Raw genomic sequence first — 17,190 nt, 5'->3', positions numbered from 1 at the left:
AGTTGTTTATGTGTGTTTGCGTCCACTGTGCGGTTCTCGAGGAACAACTCCTCAGGGCTCTGGTTCATCTTTGGGTGGGTTGGTGTTCTGGTGGATTGGTTGTCTCATTGTGTTACGGCGGTCATAGCGTCGAGGAAACGCCCGGTTCCATTCCGAACCCGGAAGCTAAGCTCGATTGCGCCGATGGTACTGCACTCGGGAGGGTGTGGGAGAGTAGGTCGCCGCCGGACATCTTTGTGGGAGTGGGAGTGAGCTTGAGACCCTTGAAGGGGTTTCGCTCCTCCCACTCCTCTTTTTTATGCCCGAAATCAGACGCCACGCCGGCTGACAGGACAGGGCCCGACCAGATCAGGGCCCACCAGCCGGAGTGATGGTGCCGGCTGCTGGGTCCTGACCGTTGTCTCCACGGATGCCGCGGAGTGCTGAGCTCCGGAGCAGCGCTCAACTCACTTCGGCAGCGGGAACCACGCCAGGTCCATGCCATACATTCCCCAGGTACCTCGGATTCCCTCGACGGCATGGAACTCCGGCCGGTTGTACCAGCCATCAGGCAGCTTGTCGTAGAGCACTGAGTCGGATCCGCCCCTCGCGAGCGAGAGCCGCCTGATCGAGGAATCCCACATGTTGTGCAGATATACGTGGCCGAGGTGCGCTCCGAGGCCGCCGTATCCACCGCTGTCGCCTTCGGCGATTACCTTCTCCGTGGCGAGGTCGAGAGCGAACCAGGCACCGTTGGGCCGGCGTCCCGCGGCATAGAGGATCCCCTCGCTGATGGTGAGCGTTTCGTAGGAGTCCCACGGGCGGGGCTCGAGGATCCGCGTGACCTGACGCGTGGTGAGGTCGATCTCGGCGATTGTCGCCGTCTCCAGCCTCCGCTCGGAAGTGGCCTCCGCGAACGTATCGCCGGCGATATACGCGAAGTCCCCTTCGATCACGATGTTCCTCAGGTTCTGGCCGGGCAGGAAGTCCTTGCGAACGTCGAATGCCCCGGTCTCCAGGTTCACGAAGGTGAGGGCCCCGGTGTACAGCAGCTGCTTCGCGGTCGTGGTGACGAGCACCTCTCCTCGCGCTGGGTCATAGGCCATCGCCAACGGTCGCATCTGGTCGTTCCCGATAGTGCCCAGCAGCCGTTGCGCGGTGGAGCCAGGGGCGATTGCGACCACCTGCGTCGACGGGTACAGGCCCATCACCACCGTGCCATCAGCGGTCTCCACCATCGACTTCGGCTCCCCGCCCACCTCGAACCACTGCGAAGGGACGGTGGAAGGGGACTGGTTCTGAGCACCCTGCCCGTTGTTGCGGGGCTTGGGATGGTGGACGGTCATCGAGAAGTGCCCTGCAGCCCAGACCGAATCATGGGTGTGAGCCAGCAGCGACTGTACGAACTCGGGGTACCCGAAATCTGTCGGCGCTGTCGGGGTGACAGTGGCCTCTCCACCGATCGTGGTGCTCCAGATGTGGCCGACTCCCGTGACCCCGACCAGGGTCTGCTCGCCGATCGCGAAGAAGCCCTGATTCTCGACGTCGTGCCACGGCGTGCCCAGCAGCTCCAAGCCATCGTCGGTCACCTCGTAGTAGTTGCTGGTGAGCCTCGCCAGCGCGAGCACCTGTCCCTCGGGAGTGACGGTGAGCTTGTCGATATAGCGGTCCTCCTCGGGGATCGGGCGGACCACCCGCTGTGAGCCATCCTGCCGCATCGAGATGATGTCCCGGCCGCTGGAGACGTAGATAGTTCCCTCGTGCACCGCGAGGGCGAGCGTGCCGACAGGGGAGGGGGTGAGGCTCGTGGTGAGATCGGCGACCTCGACGCCATCGTGCCGGTATACCTTCAATGCGCCGGGCGCCGCGGTGCTCGCATAGACATAGTCGTCATCCACCGCCATGGCCACGGCGTACTGGGAGGCGCCCACACGGCCGAAGTCCGCGATCTCGCCGGAGGTGCGGTGGACCTTCAGCAGCCGGCATTCCGGATAGGTGGTGATATAGAGATGGTCGCCGTGGACAGTCATGGAGTAGGTCCACGCAGTGGCGCCACCCACCTCGACGAACTTCTCCACCGTGGACGTGGCGGGATCGAAGCGCCAGGCGAAGGCGCTGCCAGCGGGACCCACGTAGAGGTAGCGTTCGTCAGCTGTCATGGAGTTGTTGCCCGAGGCGGCGCCGATATCGAGATCATGGACGGAGATCTGCGCTCCGGTGAAGGGATCGAATGCGCCCAGACGGACCACCCCCGGGCTGACGACGTGGCGGGAGGCGATGTACACCACCCCGTCCAAGTATGCGGAGCCGCGCACCGCCGCGGTCATGGTCGCGGGAGCCTCGATGACCGGCTCGAGCTGCGCCGACGTGCCGGTAGGACCGGGGTCGGCGCTGCCAGCCACCGGCGCAGCGATCACTGCTGAGCCGAGGAGTGCACCACCGCCCAGCAGAGTGCGACGGCTGACAGGAAGATTCTGCTTCTCGTGCACGAAGTTCTCCTTGTGGGAGGGTGCCGGGCGCCGATGCCCGGCAGCCATGGGTCGCCCACGACGCTGCGAGGCGGACGACAGTGCTGCCTACGCACCTTAGAAAGCCTTTGCTGCGGTGTCAATGGCCGCGGCGTGTTCGTTCGTCTTCATGCGCCATGGTCCGGCGACGGCCAGCATCCTGATCTGCGACGCTAGATTGGTTGCTGGTCGGCATCTTCCGTCGGCCCTCTTCGGAGGGAAGGCGTCGTATGGCGGTGCGGGAAGGAGCGTGCGCGGTCTGTTCAGCGGATCTGCTGGATGCTCTGCGAGCCCCGAGGGTCGAGGTGGTTGCGGAGGCGAACTGGGTGGAGATCCGTTGCTGCGGGGTCTGCGGCGCCTACTGGGATGTCCAGCCAGCGAGCCGCCCGGTGGTCGTCACGCTGGACGAGGCATTGCGGCGCGCCCCTGACCTGGAGCAATGGAGCTCAGGACGTGACCCTGGTGCCCCGCCGGTGCAGAGCGTCTGAGCCGAGAAAAGACGCCCTACTCACTGCCCGGTCCACTCCAGGAACTCCTCGGCCGCGATCACGGGCTTACCCCACTTCGCGGCGTTCTTGGTCTTGTTCGACTGCGTGCCGAGCTCGGCGACCACGAGCACGTCGCTCTTGGTCTTGGTGACGTTCGGGACGGGCACGAGCCCACGGTCCTCCGCCAGCTGCTCCATCCGGTCACGGCTCACGAAGCCATGAGCGGGGGAGACGACCTCTCCGGTGAAGCACACTCGGGCTCCCGAGAAGAGCACCTCGTCCAGCGTCGACCGCTCCTCGAGCTCGAACCCCTCAGGGAGCACCTGCACCCCGTAGTGCTGCTCGACCGCGCGGAGCCGCTCCACCACGATCTGGTCCGGGTGGAGGACCCGCTCCCACGAGGCCTCCAATGCTGTTGCCAGCACGGCCGCGGCATCGTCCTCTGCGGAGAGGTTGCCGCCCACCACGAATCCCTCAGGACTCTCCGTCCCGTCGGTCCCGGTGCTGCGGGCGAGCAGGAAGCCATGCCCCCGTACGAGCTGCGGAAATGCTGTCCCACCCGCGTCAGGCATCGCCCCGTCGGCGCGCAGTCGAACCACTGCTGCACGTACGGCGCGGGCGCGTTCGAGCGCCGTCGGGGCGCGCAGTCCGGCCCGCTCCTCGGCGGTGAGTGCGCCCGTCGGAAGATCGATCCCGAGCGGCATCGGCTCCACGATGCCGTTGCGCTTGAGCTCGAAGTCGATCCGGGAGAGCTGCTGGTCCACCCCGACCCCGATCGGGACCCGTCCGGCCAGCAGCGGGGACAGGGCCCGCCACGCCTCGACCAGCAGCGGTGCGAGCTGCACATCGCGTGTGGTGAGCCCGAATTCAGTACGGGCGGCGAACAGGTCGCTGGTGGGGTTGATGACCGTGGTCGCCTCATCGCCCTCGTCGGTGACCAGTGCGATCTCGACCGGCCGGGGCCGGTAGCGGTCCCCGTCGTTGCCGACGGTGAGCGCCGCCAGGTACACCTCGCCGAGGTCGTCAACCGGCGCCGCGTGGGAGGCGAGGAAGCGACGCACCCGGGTGTCGGATTTCAGGTCGCGCGGCAGCACGTCGCGCTTGAGCACGAGGCCCTCGAGGCTCGTGCAGCGCGAGAGCGCGACATACAGCTGGCCGTTGGCGAAGGTGCCGCCGGTCAGGTCCACGACCACCCGCTCGAGGGTCTGCCCCTGGGACTTGTGGATGGTGATCGCCCAGGCCAGCTTCATCGGCAGCTGGGTGAAGGTGCCGATCACCTCGTGCACCAGCGACCCGCCCTGCACGCTGGGGCGTGTGATGTCCCAGGTATGCGGGGGCGCCTGGACCGTGCGGCCGTCGCGCAGCTGGACGGTGACGACCGGCCCGTCCTGATCGGCTCCGATCGCGGTGATCCGGCCCAGGGTGCCGTTGACCCAGCGATCCAGCGGGTCGTTGGTGAGCATCATGATCTGCGCGCCGACGGCGAGCTGCAGCGTCGCATCGGTCGGATTCTCGAACCCGTCGGTCTCACCGCGGAAGGCCGCGGGAAATGTCTGGGCAGGATCCGGGAGACGTTCGAGCTGCTGGCGGTTGCGGGCGCCGACGATCCGGTTGGTGGTGGCGAGCGTCAGCCAGAACTCCTCGAGCGGGGGCTCGAACTCCGGGTCCGTCCGGCGATTCAGCTCCGTGCGCGCGTCCTCGAGCAGCGCCCCGTCGCGCACGGCGTTCAGCAGGTCCACCAGGCGGTCATCCCCCTGCTGGCGGAACACCGTGCCGAGCTCGACCACCGGGAAGGTGTCCCGGTGGAAGGAGCGGGCGGAGAAGAAGAACGGCGTGCCGAAGCGCTCGTTGATGAAGGATGCCTCGGCGTCGGTCACCACCGGCGGCAGCTGGTAGAGGTCCCCGACCAGCACCAGCTGCACTCCGCCGAGCGGCTCTCCGGGCTTCGGCCCGAAACGCTCGAGCGCGGCGGTGAGAGCGTCGAAGAGGTCTGCCCGCACCATCGAGGCCTCGTCGATGATCAGCGTGTCCAGCTCTGAGAGTGCTGCGGCGAAGCGGCCCGGATAGTAGCCGCCGCCCCGCACCGTCTCCTCGCTCACCCCGAGCGGGAAGGAGAACAGGCGGTGGATCGTGTACCCGTCCACGTTCAGTGCTGCGATCCCGGTGGGTGCGACGGTGATCGTGGACCGGGTCGTGGTCTCCAGGAAGTGCCTGATCAGCGTGGACTTGCCAGTGCCTGCCCGGCCGGTGAGGAAGAGATGGTCGCCGGCGTGGAGGTGGTCCAGGGCATCCTGGAACTCCGGGGTGATCGTGAGCAGGGTGGGCATGGGTCCATTGTCCTGGACGGCGGCGATGGGTGGGCCGGGTGGTCGGCATCGGGGAGAGGCAGCTCCCCTCCACTCATCGCCATCGGTTGCGGAGCGTGGACACCTCCTGATATCGGCGACTGGACGACGGGCATTGCCCCACCCTCACTCCCGTGCCAACCTGTCCCCATGTGCCGCAACATCAGGCCCCTCCACAACTTCGAGCCCGAGGCCACCTCCCAGGAAGTGCACGATGCTGCGCTGCAGTATGTGCGCAAGGTCAGCGGGATGAACAAGCCCTCCCAGGCGAACCTCGAGGTGTTCGAGCGGGCGGTCGCCGAGATCGCTCACACCACCGAGCATCTGCTCGCGGAGCTGGTGACAGCCGCCCCGCCGAAGGATCGCGAGGAGGAGCGGGAGAAGGCTCGGGCACGGAACGCGAAGCGGTTCCCGCAGAGCACTGCGCAGACTGCCGCGTCCTGACACCGACGCCCGTCGGCCCGTCGGCACCTGCCGCCTCTCACCGTCCGTCGAACTCCGGGGCCCGCTTCGCCAGGAACGCCGCAGCACCTTCGGCCTTGTCCTCCGTGGTGTAGAGCAGCATCTGTGCCAGCTGCTCCAGCAGCAGCCCCGTCCGCTGATCTGTGTCCGCGCCCTGACCGACGACGAGCTTGGCCAGCCGGACCGCGAGTGGTCCCTTGGCGAGGATGGTTGCCATGATCTCCGCGGCCGTGGGCAGCAGCTCCGCGGCGGGCACCACCGTGGTCACCAGTCCGTAGCGTTCTGCCTCCTCAGCGGTCAGCGCCCGGCCGGTGAGGATCATCTCGAGCGCCCGCCCGGCACCCACCAGGCGGGAGAGTCGCTGGGTGCCGCCGGCGCCGGGCAGCACTCCCAGGCCCACCTCGGGCAGGCCCATGCTTGCGCTGTCTGCGGCGATCCGGATGTCGCAGCTCATCGCGAGCTCCAGCCCGCCGCCCATTGCGACCCCGTTCAGCGCCGCGATGGTGGGCTTCGGGAAGTCCTGGATCCGGTCGAAGAGCTTCTGCATCGTGGCAGCCAGCCCGTCGGCGGTATTCCAGGCGGCGAGCTCGGAGATGTCCGCGCCGGCGGCGAAGGCTTTCGGGCCGCTGCCGGTGATGATCACTCCGCGCACGGCGTCGTCGGCCGCCCATGCATCCAGAGCCTGGGAGATCTCTGCCTGCATGGTCGCGGTGAGGGCGTTGCGCTGGTCCGGGCGGTGGAGCGTGAGCATGCCGACCTGGGCTGTCACCTCGATGCGGATCGTGTCGAAGGTGCGGGGCTGCTGCTCGGTCATGGTCGCCTGCTCTCTGCGTCGGTGGTGAGATCGCGGGGTGGGATCAGGCCATGGTGAGCCCGCCGGAGACGGACAGGGTCTGACCGGTGATGTAGCCGGAGGCGGGGGAGGCGAGGAAGGCGACGGCGTTCGCGAGATCCTCCGGCTGGGCGAGACGGCGCAGCGGGATCGCCCGCTCGAGCGATGCACGCAGCTTCGGGCTGTCCTCGGAGATCGAGGCGAACAGCGGGGTGTCCGCCGGGCCGGGGCACACCACGTTCGCGGTGATGCCGGCGCGAGCGCTCTCGCGGGCGAGCGTCTTGGTGAACGCGACGATCCCGCCCTTGCAGGCCGAGTACACGGCTTCGCCGCTCGAACCCACCCGGGCGGCGTCGGACGCGATGTTCACGACGGTGCCGTGGCCCTGCTCCGTCATCACTCGCACCACCGACTGGCAGCAGTGCAGGGTGCCGTAGAGGTTGATGCCGATGATGCGATCCCAGAGCGCGGGATCCTGCTCGAGGAACGGGCCGACCTTGTCCCAGCCGGCGTTGTTGACCAGCACGTCGATCCGGCCGAAGCGTTCTATGACCTGGGTGGTCATCGCATCCACGCTCACGCGGTCGGAGATGTCGACCGGGACGGCGAGGGTGTCGCCGCCGAGCTCTGCGGCGACGCGCCGGGCTGCAGTCTCGTCGAGATCGGCGACGACCACGATGGCCCCGTCGGCCGTGAGCCGGGTCGCGATCCCCTTGCCGATGCCGCTCGCGGCGCCGGTGACGATGCAGATCCGCCCGGTGAGGTCCTGGTCGTTGGTGGCGGGAGCTGGGGGCTGTGTCATGACGATTCTCCTCGGGTCAGGGGTGCGTTCATGGGGCGAGCTCGCGGTCCACGCTGTGGCGGGCGATGACGAGCTTCATGATCTGGGCGGTGCCGTCACCGATCTGGAGCCCGAGCACGTCGCGGAGGCGCTGCTCGATCGGCCGGTCGGTCAGGTAGCCGTACTGGCCATGGCTGAGCAGGCACTGGTGGATGACGTCGTAGGCCGTCTTCGGCGCCCACCACTTGCACATCGCGGCCTCTTTCGTGTGCGGCAGTCCGGAGTCCTTCAGCCAGAGGGTCTTCTGGCAGAGCAATCGGGCGGCCTCCAGCAGGGTCTCCGCCTCGGCCAGCGGGAACGCCACCCCTTGGAAGGAGCTCAGCGGGCGGTCGAAGGCCATGCGCCCGCTGGTGTACTCCCAGGTCTCCTCGAGGGTGACCTGGGCGGCGCCGATCACCTGCAGGCCGATCAGGGCGCGCGAGAAGTCGAATCCCTGCATCACCTGGGTGAACCCCGTGCCCAGCTCTCCCAGCAGGTTCTCCTCGGGGATCCAGGTGTCGGTGAACTCCACCAGCCCGCGGCCCACGGCTCTGGTCCCCATGTCGGGGGCGACGCGGCGCTCGGTCCCGCCGCGGTCCAGCTCCACCAGGAAGGCGCTGATGCCGTGGCCGCGACGCCCTTCTTCGGTGCGAGCGAACACCACTGCTGCGCTCGCGTGCATCGCGAAGGACATGGATTTGGTGCCGCTGAGCACCCAGCCGTCGGCCTGGGGCCTGGCGGTCATGGAGGGGTTTCCGGCATCGGATCCGGCGCCCGGTTCCGAGAGTCCGATCGCCACGATGTCCTCGCCGCTGGTGATCCGGGGAACCCACCGTGCTGCGACCTCCCTGCGTGCGGTGCGCGCCAGGATCTGGCCGACGAGGGAGCCGATGACCTGGACGTAGGCGACGGTGAGGTCGCCCCGCGCGATCTGTTCGGTGAGCATTCCGGTGGTGAGCGCGCGCTCGCTGCGGCCGCCGAGCGCCGTCGGGAGCTCCGGGGCGATCAGCCCGCGTGCCCCCATGAGCAGGCGCAGCTCCGGCTCGATGATCTGGTTCTTCTCGCGCTGGGGGTAGTCGGGGGCGATCTGAGCGGCGACCTCGGCGGCCGCGTCGATATAGCCCTGCATCGCGTCGTCGATGACGAAATCCATGAGGCCTCCTGGGGCTGCGGGCTGGAGTGAAAGGAGCGGTGAGCTACGTGAGGTCGCCGAGCAGGTCGGGGTAGTGGCTGCGATGTTCGGGGCGGATCGCGGTGGAGAGGAGGAGTGCGGTCTGGTTGCGGAGAAACTCCTCGAACGTCATCCGCGGTGCGAAGTACCAGTGCTTCAGCGCCCAGGAGTGGGCCACTGTGAGCAGGTCATAGGAGTACAGCTCGGCGTGGACGGGGCGGAGCAGCCCCTGCCAGATGGCGGCGTCCACGGCGCTGCGCAGGGGTTCGACAGTGCGGATCTCCAGCTCCTTGACGACCGCCCGCCCTGCCTCATCCAGGGTGTTCGACTCGCGATAGGTCAGCATCACCGCTTGGCGGTTCTCCCGGATGACGGTGCAGTAGGCGGCGAATGCGCCGGCGATCTGGCGGACCGGATCGTCTTCGGGTTTCAGTGCCTCCGAGAGGAGCCGCGCCATCTCGTCGAGCACCCCTTCGGTGACGGCCTGCACGAGCTCCTGCTTGTTCGCGAAGTACCGGTAGATCAGGCCGACGGAGACGCCGGCCGCGGCGGCGATCGACTGCATCGAGACCGCCTGCGAGCCGCTCCGCTCCATCAGCGGGACGGCCGCGTGCAGGATCTGCCGTCGGCGCGCATCGGACCTGGCGGCGCGGGCGGCTTCCTCCGGAGCGATCGCTGTGTCAGCGCGGAGCATGACCTCCCCTTCGGTGGGTGAGCGAGCTGGGTGAACATCATTCATCAGAAGTGAATGGTGATTCACTGACGAGTCTGGCGCGGTCGGGGCGGCGCGTCAAGGGGTGGGGATGGCTGACTCGAGTGCGGGGGGCTGCTGCTGCTCGTGGAGCGCACCGGGAGGGATGTGCACGTTGTTGCGTCTTTTTCAGAGTCGGCGTTGAGGAATTGTGGGCTGCGGGATGTGGTCAGATTCCGATATTTCTGAGTGGTGGGCAGATGTGGGCCTGGCCATGGCTGTTGGTTGTCACCGTTCCTCCACAGCGCCTGGTTGTCCACATTCTTATCCACAGCGCTAGGAGGCCCGCCAGAGTTATCCACAGGGATGGAGGGGTGCTGGTTCTGCGATTCGAACCTCCGTACGATCGAGGCATGGACGCGAAGATGCCGAACGACGATGGGGACAGCCCCGGTGGGGCCGAGCCCCGCCATGGTGCTGCCTCGCCGTCAGCGGACGTCCTGAGCTCCGTCGCCACCCAGTACGCAGATATCGATGCGAGTGGACCCGCGCGGGTACTGCTGGCGCAGGTGCTCGCCGCGACGCTCGTGGCCTTCACCGATACCCGCGCGGTTCGCGATCCGCTGCCAGAGACGGCACCCGGCTCCCCGGAGGAAGCACTGGCCGTCCTCGCGGGGCTCGACCATCTGCGCGCCTCTCTCGCCGCGGTGGATGCCACCTGGCAGGTCGCCGCGGAGCAGCGGATCCGCGCGGCCGATCGGGACCGCGGGATCCCTGCGTCGAAGCAGGGCAAGGGGGCGAACCAGGAACTCGGCCTGGCACGTCGGGTCTCGCCGGCCGCCTCGGCCTTCTCGCTCGCCTCGGCGCGGCGTCTCACCCAGCACATGCCCGGCATGGTCGACAGCCTGTGGGAGGGCTCCGTCGCCGAGCAGCAAGCCTCCGTGGTGGCAGCCGCTCTCGCGGGGGCGAGCCCCGACACCTGTGCACGGATCGACGAGATGATCCATGAGAACCCCCATCTCTTGGAGGGGAAGGGCAAGAAGCGCCTCCGCTCAGACATCGACAAGCTGATCCAGAAGCTCGAGCCCGAAACTTCCCGTGCACGTGCGGAGCGCGCTGCCCGGGCCCGGCACGTGACGATGACTCCGCTGGCAGATGGGATGGCGCGCGTGACGGCCGTGCTGCGCGGGATCGACGCCGCTGGCATGATGCGTGCGCTCGCCGCCAAGGCCAGGTCCTTGAAAGCTGCGGGGGATCGGACCCCGGCCCCGGCCCTTGAGGCAGATCTGATGGTCGACGTCATCCTCCACCCGCACCCGCACCCGCACCTGCACCCGACTGAGTTGCAAGAGCGGAGTTCCTCCGACTCCCAGGAGCGAACTTCCGAAGAGTCTCCGGATCACGGCGACGCCCAGTCTCAGGCACCGACGACCTCGGCACCCCGCCAGCCTCGCCCGACCCCGAATCTCGACATCGGAATCGTCATCACCGATACCGCTCTGCTGGGCCGTGATGGAGATGCCGAATGCGCACAGCTCGAGGGATACGGGACGATCCCTGCCCACATCGTGTCCGACACTCTGTTGGGCAGGCCTCCTGGCCAGGTGCAACCAGCCGCTGAACTCCACCCCGACGACGAGGTCTCCGCGGTGTTCCGCCGTCTCTACACCAGCCCCCGCACAGGCGAGCTGGTCGCGATGGAGTCCCAGGCGAGAGCATTCCCTGCAGGCCTTGCGAGGATGATTCGATGGCGGGACACGACCTGCCGTACGCCCTGGTGCAACGCTGTGATCCGCCAGAGCGACCACGTCATCCCGTATCACCGCGGCGGGCCCACCAGCTTTGCGAACGGCCAAGGCCTGTGTGTGCGCTGCAACCTGCTCAAGGAGCTCGGGCTGTGGGTGCTCACGGCTGTCACGTCAGTGGAAGGTGACGATATCGGGGACGTGGATGGCCGCGTCGCGACGACAGCGATCACGCCGAATCCCGTCACACCGAGCCGTGTCGAACCGAGCCCTGCCGAGCCCATCCGTGTCAGGCCGAGTCCCGTCGAACCGAGCCCTGCCGAGTCGAGCCCGAGGCCGCAGGCAGCACCGCGAACGCGGGGGACGGCGGCATCGCAGCGAGAGAACTCTTGGCCCTCGCAGTCACCGCCGGCCGCCTGGATCTGGACCAGTCCACATGGCGCACAGGGCATCTCTCCGACACCGCCGCTGGTGGCCCCGCATACATCGACGGCTGAGGACAGACCCTCCGATGAGGGCGGCTCGGACCAGCCGAAGGGCCAGGCGGCAGACCCACCTGATGCGCCCGGGCCCGCATCTCCGGCGTGAGCGCGGGACGCTTGCACGTCGTCCGGCCACGTCCCGGTGTCGCCTACTCGCCGATGCTCACCACTCCCAGCTCATAGGCCCGGATGACAGCCTGGACGCGGCTGGGCACATCGAGCTTGAGAAGGATCCGGCCGAAGTGTGCTTTGACCGTGGACTCGCTCAGGTGCAGCGTCTGGGCGATCTCCGAATTGGTGAGACCTCGACCCACCAGGAGGAACACCTCACGCTCGCGCTCGGACAGCAGCGAGAGCTGGTCCTCCACCTCACGGCTCGTCGGCCCGGGAAGATGCGGCACCGCGAGCTCGATCAGCTTTGCCGTCACCCGCGGTGAGATCACCGCATCGCCGGTCTGCACCGTGCGCACTGCGGCCACCAGCTCGTCGGGCCGGGTGTTCTTCAACAGGAACCCGGCTGCGCCTGCCTGCAATGCCCCGAAGGCGAACTCGTCGCGATCGTAGGTGGTCAGCACCAGCACTCGGACGTCCGGCACCGCGACCGAGAGCTGCTTCGTGGCCTCGATGCCGTCCATCCCGGGCATGCGCACATCCATCAGCACCACATCGGGCAGGAGCTGGCGGGCCGTGCGCACGGCTTCCATGCCGTCGGACGCCTCGCCCACGACCTCGATATCGGGTTGGGCATCGAGCACCAGGCGCAGCCCGTACCGGATGAGCTCCTGGTCATCGACCAGCAGCACACGGATGCTCGCAGCCGCATCGGCCGGGCCAGCCACGCCAGCCACGCCAGCCACGTCAGCTGCCGCAGCCGCGTCAGCAGGGTCGGCTCCGTCTGCCATGGCAGTCTCCTCGCTCATCGGTTCTCGGCGGGCAGACGCACCGCCACCCGCCACCCGCCGCCGGCGCGAGGGCCGGCTGTGACGTGCCCATCGTAGAAGGCGGCCCGTTCCCGGATGCCGACCAGGCCGCGTCCCGGATCGGTGGCGGGAAGAGCCGGCGCCGAGGTGTCCTCGACCAGGATCGTCACCTCGTCCGCCCCGATCAGGATCCGCACCAGCACGCCCCGCACCTCGCGCGCGTGACGCAGTACATTGGTGAGCGATTCCTGCACGATCCGGTAGATCGTCAGGCCGATGACCGCGCCCGGATCCAGCTCCCCGCGGCACTCCAGCCGTACCGGCAGGCCCGCCGCCCGGAACTCCTCCACCAGTGCGGGAAGCTCCTCGACCCCGAGGGTTGCCGGCAGCGAGGATTGCCCAGAACCCTCCAGACCGCGCACCGGTCCGAGCAGCCGGCGCACCTCACCGAGGGTGCGCCGCCCTGTCTCTGCGACTCGACCGATCGCCCGCTGCGACTCCTCAGGGTGCTGCGAGGCGGAGGCCTCAGCGCCGTCGGCCAGGGCGATCATCACCGACAGGGAGTGCGCGATGACGTCGTGCATCTCGCGGGCGATGCGCTCCCGTTCCAGCGCCGCGGCGATGCTCGCCTGCTGGTCACGCTCACGCTTCATCTGCTCGGCGCGCTCGACCAGCGCGGCGATGTGCCGCCGGCGGTGCCCGATGTTGATCCCCAGCAGGGCTGTGATCAGCGTGAAGGCGAGGAAGAGGAGCGTGAGGCTGAACCAGTCCAGCGGCCAATCCTCGACCGCGGCCCGCGGGGCCAGGCCCAGCAGCGGCGGACCGAGCCGTGTGCGCAGGGCGAGCACCAGTGCGGCGATCACCGCGACCACGGACGTGAGGCCGAAGCATGCCCACGCTTGACGGGCGCTGCGGGTCACCCCGGCGCGATACAGCGCAGGCAGCACCAAGAATGCTTCGGCCATGCTGCCCACCGCGGCCGTGAGCGGCAGCAGCACGAGCATCGCCGTGAACGCCGCGCCGGGATGCCGGGGCCGGACCAGCACGGTGGTGACCCCGGCCAGTCCCAGCAGCATGATCGCCCACGCCGGCGCGCGCAGAGACGACTCGAGGGAGAGGAACCCCAGCGCGATCGCGAGCAGCAGGTAGGCCGGCAGGATCACGACGTCGGTCCGGCCCCACCGCACCACAGGGGTGGTGAGGAGCCGGTCCGCGTCTGGAGGGGTGCTCATGCGTCGCGATTCTGCAGGGCGATCGCTCCCGCCGCCAGCGCGAGCACCACCCAGATCGAGACGATCAGCCAACCCGCAGCGGTGCTGATGTGCCCGTTCCAGATGTCGAGGAACGGACCGCCGGGGGTCTCGACCCGCGCCATGGTGTCTCCGGCATTGCCGAGCAGGGTCACCCGGGCGACGCGCGAGAGCAGGCTGTAGGGGAGCGCGGAGGCGAGGATCGGACCCAGCAGGGTCGCAGCGAAGATGAGGATCGCGCCGACGGTGGTCGAGCGCACCAGCATCCCGATGCCCACGCCGACCACCGCGCACATGCCGAGATAAGCCGCGGCACCGAGCAGCGCCACCAGCACCCCCTGGCCGTTGAGCGGAGCCTCCAGGCCGTGCTTCACATAGAAGGGGTAGGTCGCGGCCCACGCCCCGAACACGGTGACCAGCGCAGTGGCGGTCACGGCGATGAACTGCACGGACGCCTTCGCCCACAGCACGCGCAGCCGCGTCGGCGCCGCCATCAGGGTGGTCTGGATCGAGCCGGAGGAGTACTCCGCGCCGACGGACATGACCCCGAGAATCCCGGCGATGATCTGGCCGAGCACCACCATCGGGATGGTCACGTCCCCGATCGTCCGCTCGAGCGATGGGACCGACGGGACCCCGGAGGATTCCAGGGTGGCGCCGAGGAACAGGCTGCCGCCGAGGCCGACGGCGAAGATCCCGATAAGTGCCAGGACGGCCGAGGGCAGGCTGAGCAGCTTGATCCATTCCGAGCGCAGGGCGTCGCCGAAGGAGGGCCGACGGGCGAGTGCAGCGCTGTGCTGAATCGTGCTGGTCGCAGGGTCGAAGGTGGTCATCGCGTGATTCCTTCCGCTGCGGCGGTGACCGCGCGGTACTCGGCGGCGTCCGCCGTGAGGGACAGGTAGGCCTCTTCGAGGGAACCCTCAAGGGTGGTGAGCTCGAACAGGACCACGCCCGCGGTGGCGGCGATGCCGGCCACCTGTTCAGCGGTCAGCCCTGAGATCTCGACGGCGCCGTCGGCCGTGTGCGAGACGGCGACTCCAGCAGAGACCTCAGAGGATCTCACCGCGGCGGTCAGCTCCGGCCCGTCATGGGAGCGGGCCCGGACCAGGGTGCGGGTGGCGCCGGAGATGACCTCGCGCATCGGCCCGTCGGCGCGGATCCTGCCGCGCCCGATGACGATGAGGTGATCGGCGGTCTGGGTCATCTCGCTCATCAGGTGCGAGGAGAGCATCACCGTGCGTCCCTCGGCGGCGAGCTGACGCAGCAGCGCGCGGATCCAGAGGATCCCCTCGGGGTCCAGACCGTTGACCGGCTCGTCGAGGATGACCGTCTGCGGGTCGCCGAGCAGCGCTGCCGCGATGCCCAGGCGCTGCCCCATCCCGAGCGAGAATCCGCCGACGCGCTTGTGCGCCACGGACTCGAGTCCGGCCAGCCCGATCACCTCGTGCACCCGGGCGGTGGGGATGCGGTGGGTGGCGGCCAGGGCGAGCAGGTGCTTGTATGCGCTGCGGCCGCGATGCGCGGCGCGGGCATCCAGCAGCGCTCCCACCTCGTGCAGCGGCGCGGCGAGGTCGCGGTAGGCCGTACCGTTGACCGTCGCCGTGCCGCTGGTGGGGCGGTCCAACCCCATGATCATCCGCATCGTCGTCGACTTCCCGGCACCATTGGGGCCGAGGAAGCCGGTCACCGTTCCGGGTGCGATGGTGAAGTCGATCCCGTCGACCGCCACCTTCTTGCCGTACTGCTTCGTGAGGGCGTGAACCCGGATCATGTGAGCACCTTTCGTCCTGGCCGACGCTACGGGCGCTCGCGCATCCCGCACATCGGTCTGCGGTGCGGACTTCCGGCACTGACCAGTACCGGGGTACACATGCTCAGCGGGCGCGCCGCCTCCCTGCGGGAGCCCGCGAGCGTCGTCTGAGGATCGGCCTGCTCAGCAGGGAGCGGGGACCTCGGCCATGTGCGGCACCTCTGCTGCGGCCCGCGTCTGCTGGCGGCGGTGCACCGCGTACGACCAGCCGGCGATCCCCAGGCCCAGCACGGCCAGCACCACGCCGGTCCACGCCGGGGCGAGCAGGCCCCAGCCGGCGGCGAGCACGCCCGCGCCGAGCGCAGCGCCGAGGGAGTTGCCGATGTTCAGCGCCGAGTGGTGCAGGGCAGCGGCCAGCGACGGGGCGTCCGGGGAGGCGTCCAGCAGGAACAGCTGCAGCGAGGGGCCCATCATCTGGGAGGTCACGGCGATGGCGAGCAGGAGGAGGATCCCGGCGATCGCGTTCTGGGCGACCAGGCCGAACACGGCGAGGCTGATCGCCATGCCGGTCAGGCCGAAGAAGATGGTGCCGTAGATGCTGCGGTCAGCAAGACGCCCTGCGAGCAGGTTCCCGAGCGTCATGCCGAGACCGAAGACGAACAGCGCGAGCGGCACGGCGCGCTCGCCGAGGCCCATCACGCCGGGGACGATCTCGCCGATGTAGCTGTACACCGCGAACATGCCGCCGAAGCCGATCGAGCCGATGCCGAGAGCGAACCACACCTGGGCGCGGCGGAGCGCACCGAGCTCCCCGCGGATCGAGCTGGTCGAGCCGGCGCCCTCAGGTTCGGGCACCAGGCGCCAGATGGCCAGTGTGGTCGCCGCGGCGATCACCACCACGATCACGTACGCCGAACGCCAGCCCACGATCTGGCCGAGCGCCGTCGAAGCCGGCACCCCGATCATGGTCGCGATCGTCAGCCCCAGCATCACCAGAGACACCGACCGGGCACGGCGGCCGGGAGGGGAGAGACGGGAGGCGACCAGCGAGGCGACTCCGAAATAGGCGCCGTGGGGGAGCCCGGCGACGAAGCGGGCGACCGCCAGCGTCGTGAAGTCCGGGGCCATCGCCGAGAGCAGGTTCCCGAGCCCGATCAGGCCGATCAGCAGCACCAGCAGTCGGGCGCGCGGGATCCGCACCGCCGCGATCGTCACCAGCGGCGCACCCACCACCACTCCGAGCGCGTACAGGGTGATGAGCATTCCGGCCTGGGGGATGGACACCTCGAGGTCGCGGGCGATCTGCGGCAGCAGTCCCATGCTCGCGAACTCGGTGGTGCCGATCGCGAAGGCGCCCAGCGACATCGCCAGGATCACCAGGCGCAGCCGGCCGGGGGACAGCGGCGCGGAGGACGTGGGGGTGGACGGGCCCGACGTCGGGGAGCCCGGCGCCGGGGAGCGCGGCGCGGGCGAAGGGATGGGATGCGAGGTCAAAACAGCTCCGGCGCGGGGATCGGGTGGGATTCGCTGCCGACGCTGGAAGCGGTGAGTACCCCTTGATCGTAGAGGCGGGAGTGCGGTCGGGGCCAGGGAAGGTGAGCGACGCAGTCGTCATGCGCGTGTCGCCTCCGTTCTGCCCAGCCCTGTCGCGCGCCGCGGGGCTGCTCAGCCGCGGGGCTACTCTGCCGCGGGGCTACTCTCCGGTATCCCCTCCCAGCTGTCGCCTGGTCGCGTCCCAGGCGACAGCT

The 17,190-nt window shown here is 68.8% G+C and carries 13 protein-coding genes and 1 rRNA gene; 3 read left to right on the top strand and 11 right to left on the bottom strand.

Annotated features, from left to right (window positions below):
- Positions 1 to 113 precede the first annotated feature (113 nt).
- Positions 114 to 230, top strand: a 5S ribosomal RNA gene (gene rrf / locus ABD893_RS16905).
- 216 nt (positions 231 to 446) lie between these two features.
- On the opposite strand, the gene ABD893_RS16900 is transcribed toward rrf, so the two are convergent.
- Both ABD893_RS16900 and ABD893_RS16895 read right to left on the bottom strand, forming a co-directional pair.
- Positions 447 to 2,468 carry a YncE family protein gene (locus tag ABD893_RS16900; protein WP_345083161.1) on the bottom strand — a complete coding sequence of 674 codons (2,022 nt, stop codon included), beginning with the start codon at positions 2,466 to 2,468 and terminating at the stop codon, positions 447 to 449.
- Positions 2,469 to 2,994: 526 nt separating this feature from the next.
- On the bottom strand, positions 2,995 to 5,301 hold the full coding sequence (locus tag ABD893_RS16895) for an AAA family ATPase (protein ID WP_345083159.1): 2,307 nt from the start codon (positions 5,299 to 5,301) through the stop codon (positions 2,995 to 2,997).
- A 168-nt stretch (positions 5,302 to 5,469) separates the two neighbouring features.
- Between ABD893_RS16895 and ABD893_RS16890 the strand changes: the two genes are divergently transcribed.
- The gene (locus tag ABD893_RS16890; protein WP_345083158.1) at positions 5,470 to 5,763 is read left to right on the top strand and encodes a DUF2277 domain-containing protein; all 294 of its coding nucleotides are present in this window, start codon (positions 5,470 to 5,472) and stop codon (positions 5,761 to 5,763) included.
- A gap of 37 nt (positions 5,764 to 5,800) precedes the next feature.
- Here ABD893_RS16890 and ABD893_RS16885 read toward each other — a convergent pair whose 3' ends face one another.
- The 4 genes from ABD893_RS16885 to ABD893_RS16870 are packed head-to-tail and all read right to left on the bottom strand — an operon-like array spanning position 5,801 to position 9,298.
- The gene (locus tag ABD893_RS16885) at positions 5,801 to 6,595 is read right to left on the bottom strand and encodes an enoyl-CoA hydratase/isomerase family protein (protein WP_345083156.1); all 795 of its coding nucleotides are present in this window, start codon (positions 6,593 to 6,595) and stop codon (positions 5,801 to 5,803) included.
- Positions 6,596 to 6,638: 43 nt separating this feature from the next.
- Positions 6,639 to 7,415: an SDR family NAD(P)-dependent oxidoreductase gene (locus tag ABD893_RS16880; protein WP_345083154.1), complete on the bottom strand. Its 777-nt coding sequence runs from the start codon at positions 7,413 to 7,415 to the stop codon at positions 6,639 to 6,641.
- Positions 7,416 to 7,443: 28 nt separating this feature from the next.
- Positions 7,444 to 8,586, bottom strand: a complete 1,143-nt coding sequence (locus ABD893_RS16875; protein WP_345083151.1) for an acyl-CoA dehydrogenase family protein — start codon at positions 8,584 to 8,586, stop codon at positions 7,444 to 7,446.
- A 43-nt stretch (positions 8,587 to 8,629) separates the two neighbouring features.
- On the bottom strand, positions 8,630 to 9,298 hold the full coding sequence (locus ABD893_RS16870; RefSeq protein ID WP_345083149.1) for a TetR/AcrR family transcriptional regulator: 669 nt from the start codon (positions 9,296 to 9,298) through the stop codon (positions 8,630 to 8,632).
- Positions 9,299 to 9,708: 410 nt separating this feature from the next.
- Here ABD893_RS16870 and ABD893_RS16865 point away from each other — a divergent pair, with 410 nt between their 5' ends.
- Positions 9,709 to 11,628: an HNH endonuclease gene (locus ABD893_RS16865; protein WP_345083146.1), complete on the top strand. Its 1,920-nt coding sequence runs from the start codon at positions 9,709 to 9,711 to the stop codon at positions 11,626 to 11,628.
- Positions 11,629 to 11,671: 43 nt separating this feature from the next.
- Here ABD893_RS16865 and ABD893_RS16860 read toward each other — a convergent pair whose 3' ends face one another.
- The 5 genes from ABD893_RS16860 to ABD893_RS16840 form a co-directional block, all read right to left on the bottom strand.
- Complete coding sequence (locus ABD893_RS16860) at positions 11,672 to 12,424, bottom strand: response regulator transcription factor (RefSeq protein WP_345083143.1); 753 nt, start codon at positions 12,422 to 12,424, stop codon at positions 11,672 to 11,674.
- Positions 12,425 to 12,438: 14 nt separating this feature from the next.
- Positions 12,439 to 13,674 (bottom strand): sensor histidine kinase, encoded by a 1,236-nt coding sequence (locus ABD893_RS16855; RefSeq protein ID WP_345083140.1) that lies wholly within the window; start codon positions 13,672 to 13,674, stop codon positions 12,439 to 12,441.
- The gene (locus ABD893_RS16850) at positions 13,671 to 14,525 is read right to left on the bottom strand and encodes an ABC transporter permease (protein ID WP_345083137.1); all 855 of its coding nucleotides are present in this window, start codon (positions 14,523 to 14,525) and stop codon (positions 13,671 to 13,673) included. Before ABD893_RS16850 ends, ABD893_RS16855 begins: the two co-directional genes overlap by 4 nt.
- Positions 14,522 to 15,463 (bottom strand): ABC transporter ATP-binding protein, encoded by a 942-nt coding sequence (locus ABD893_RS16845; protein WP_345083134.1) that lies wholly within the window; start codon positions 15,461 to 15,463, stop codon positions 14,522 to 14,524. The genes ABD893_RS16850 and ABD893_RS16845 overlap by 4 nt, the downstream gene beginning before the upstream one ends.
- A 162-nt stretch (positions 15,464 to 15,625) precedes the next feature.
- The gene (locus ABD893_RS16840; protein WP_345083131.1) at positions 15,626 to 16,936 is read right to left on the bottom strand and encodes an MFS transporter; all 1,311 of its coding nucleotides are present in this window, start codon (positions 16,934 to 16,936) and stop codon (positions 15,626 to 15,628) included.
- Positions 16,937 to 17,190: the final 254 nt, after the last annotated feature.

It is taken from the genome of Brachybacterium paraconglomeratum (genome assembly GCF_039541415.1).
In the GTDB taxonomy this organism is placed as follows: domain Bacteria; phylum Actinomycetota; class Actinomycetes; order Actinomycetales; family Dermabacteraceae; genus Brachybacterium; species Brachybacterium paraconglomeratum_A.
The sequence above is the reverse complement of the archived record's forward strand: the minus strand, read 5'-3'. Positions and strand labels throughout refer to the sequence as shown.

What these genes read in the sequence shown, in the direction of transcription:
- ABD893_RS16895 (WP_345083159.1), bottom strand. Translation starts at nt 5,301, where the DNA reads ATGCCCACCCTGCTCACGATCACCCCGGAGTTCCAGGATGCCCTGGAC.
- ABD893_RS16890 (WP_345083158.1), top strand. Translation starts at nt 5,470, where the DNA reads ATGTGCCGCAACATCAGGCCCCTCCACAACTTCGAGCCCGAGGCCACC.
- ABD893_RS16885 (WP_345083156.1), bottom strand. Translation starts at nt 6,595, where the DNA reads ATGACCGAGCAGCAGCCCCGCACCTTCGACACGATCCGCATCGAGGTG.
- ABD893_RS16880 (WP_345083154.1), bottom strand. Translation starts at nt 7,415, where the DNA reads ATGACACAGCCCCCAGCTCCCGCCACCAACGACCAGGACCTCACCGGG.
- ABD893_RS16875 (WP_345083151.1), bottom strand. Translation starts at nt 8,586, where the DNA reads ATGGATTTCGTCATCGACGACGCGATGCAGGGCTATATCGACGCGGCC.
- ABD893_RS16870 (WP_345083149.1), bottom strand. Translation starts at nt 9,298, where the DNA reads ATGCTCCGCGCTGACACAGCGATCGCTCCGGAGGAAGCCGCCCGCGCC.
- ABD893_RS16865 (WP_345083146.1), top strand. Translation starts at nt 9,709, where the DNA reads ATGGACGCGAAGATGCCGAACGACGATGGGGACAGCCCCGGTGGGGCC.
- ABD893_RS16860 (WP_345083143.1), bottom strand. Translation starts at nt 12,424, where the DNA reads ATGGCAGACGGAGCCGACCCTGCTGACGCGGCTGCGGCAGCTGACGTG.
- ABD893_RS16855 (WP_345083140.1), bottom strand. Translation starts at nt 13,674, where the DNA reads ATGAGCACCCCTCCAGACGCGGACCGGCTCCTCACCACCCCTGTGGTG.
- ABD893_RS16850 (WP_345083137.1), bottom strand. Translation starts at nt 14,525, where the DNA reads ATGACCACCTTCGACCCTGCGACCAGCACGATTCAGCACAGCGCTGCA.
- ABD893_RS16845 (WP_345083134.1), bottom strand. Translation starts at nt 15,463, where the DNA reads ATGATCCGGGTTCACGCCCTCACGAAGCAGTACGGCAAGAAGGTGGCG.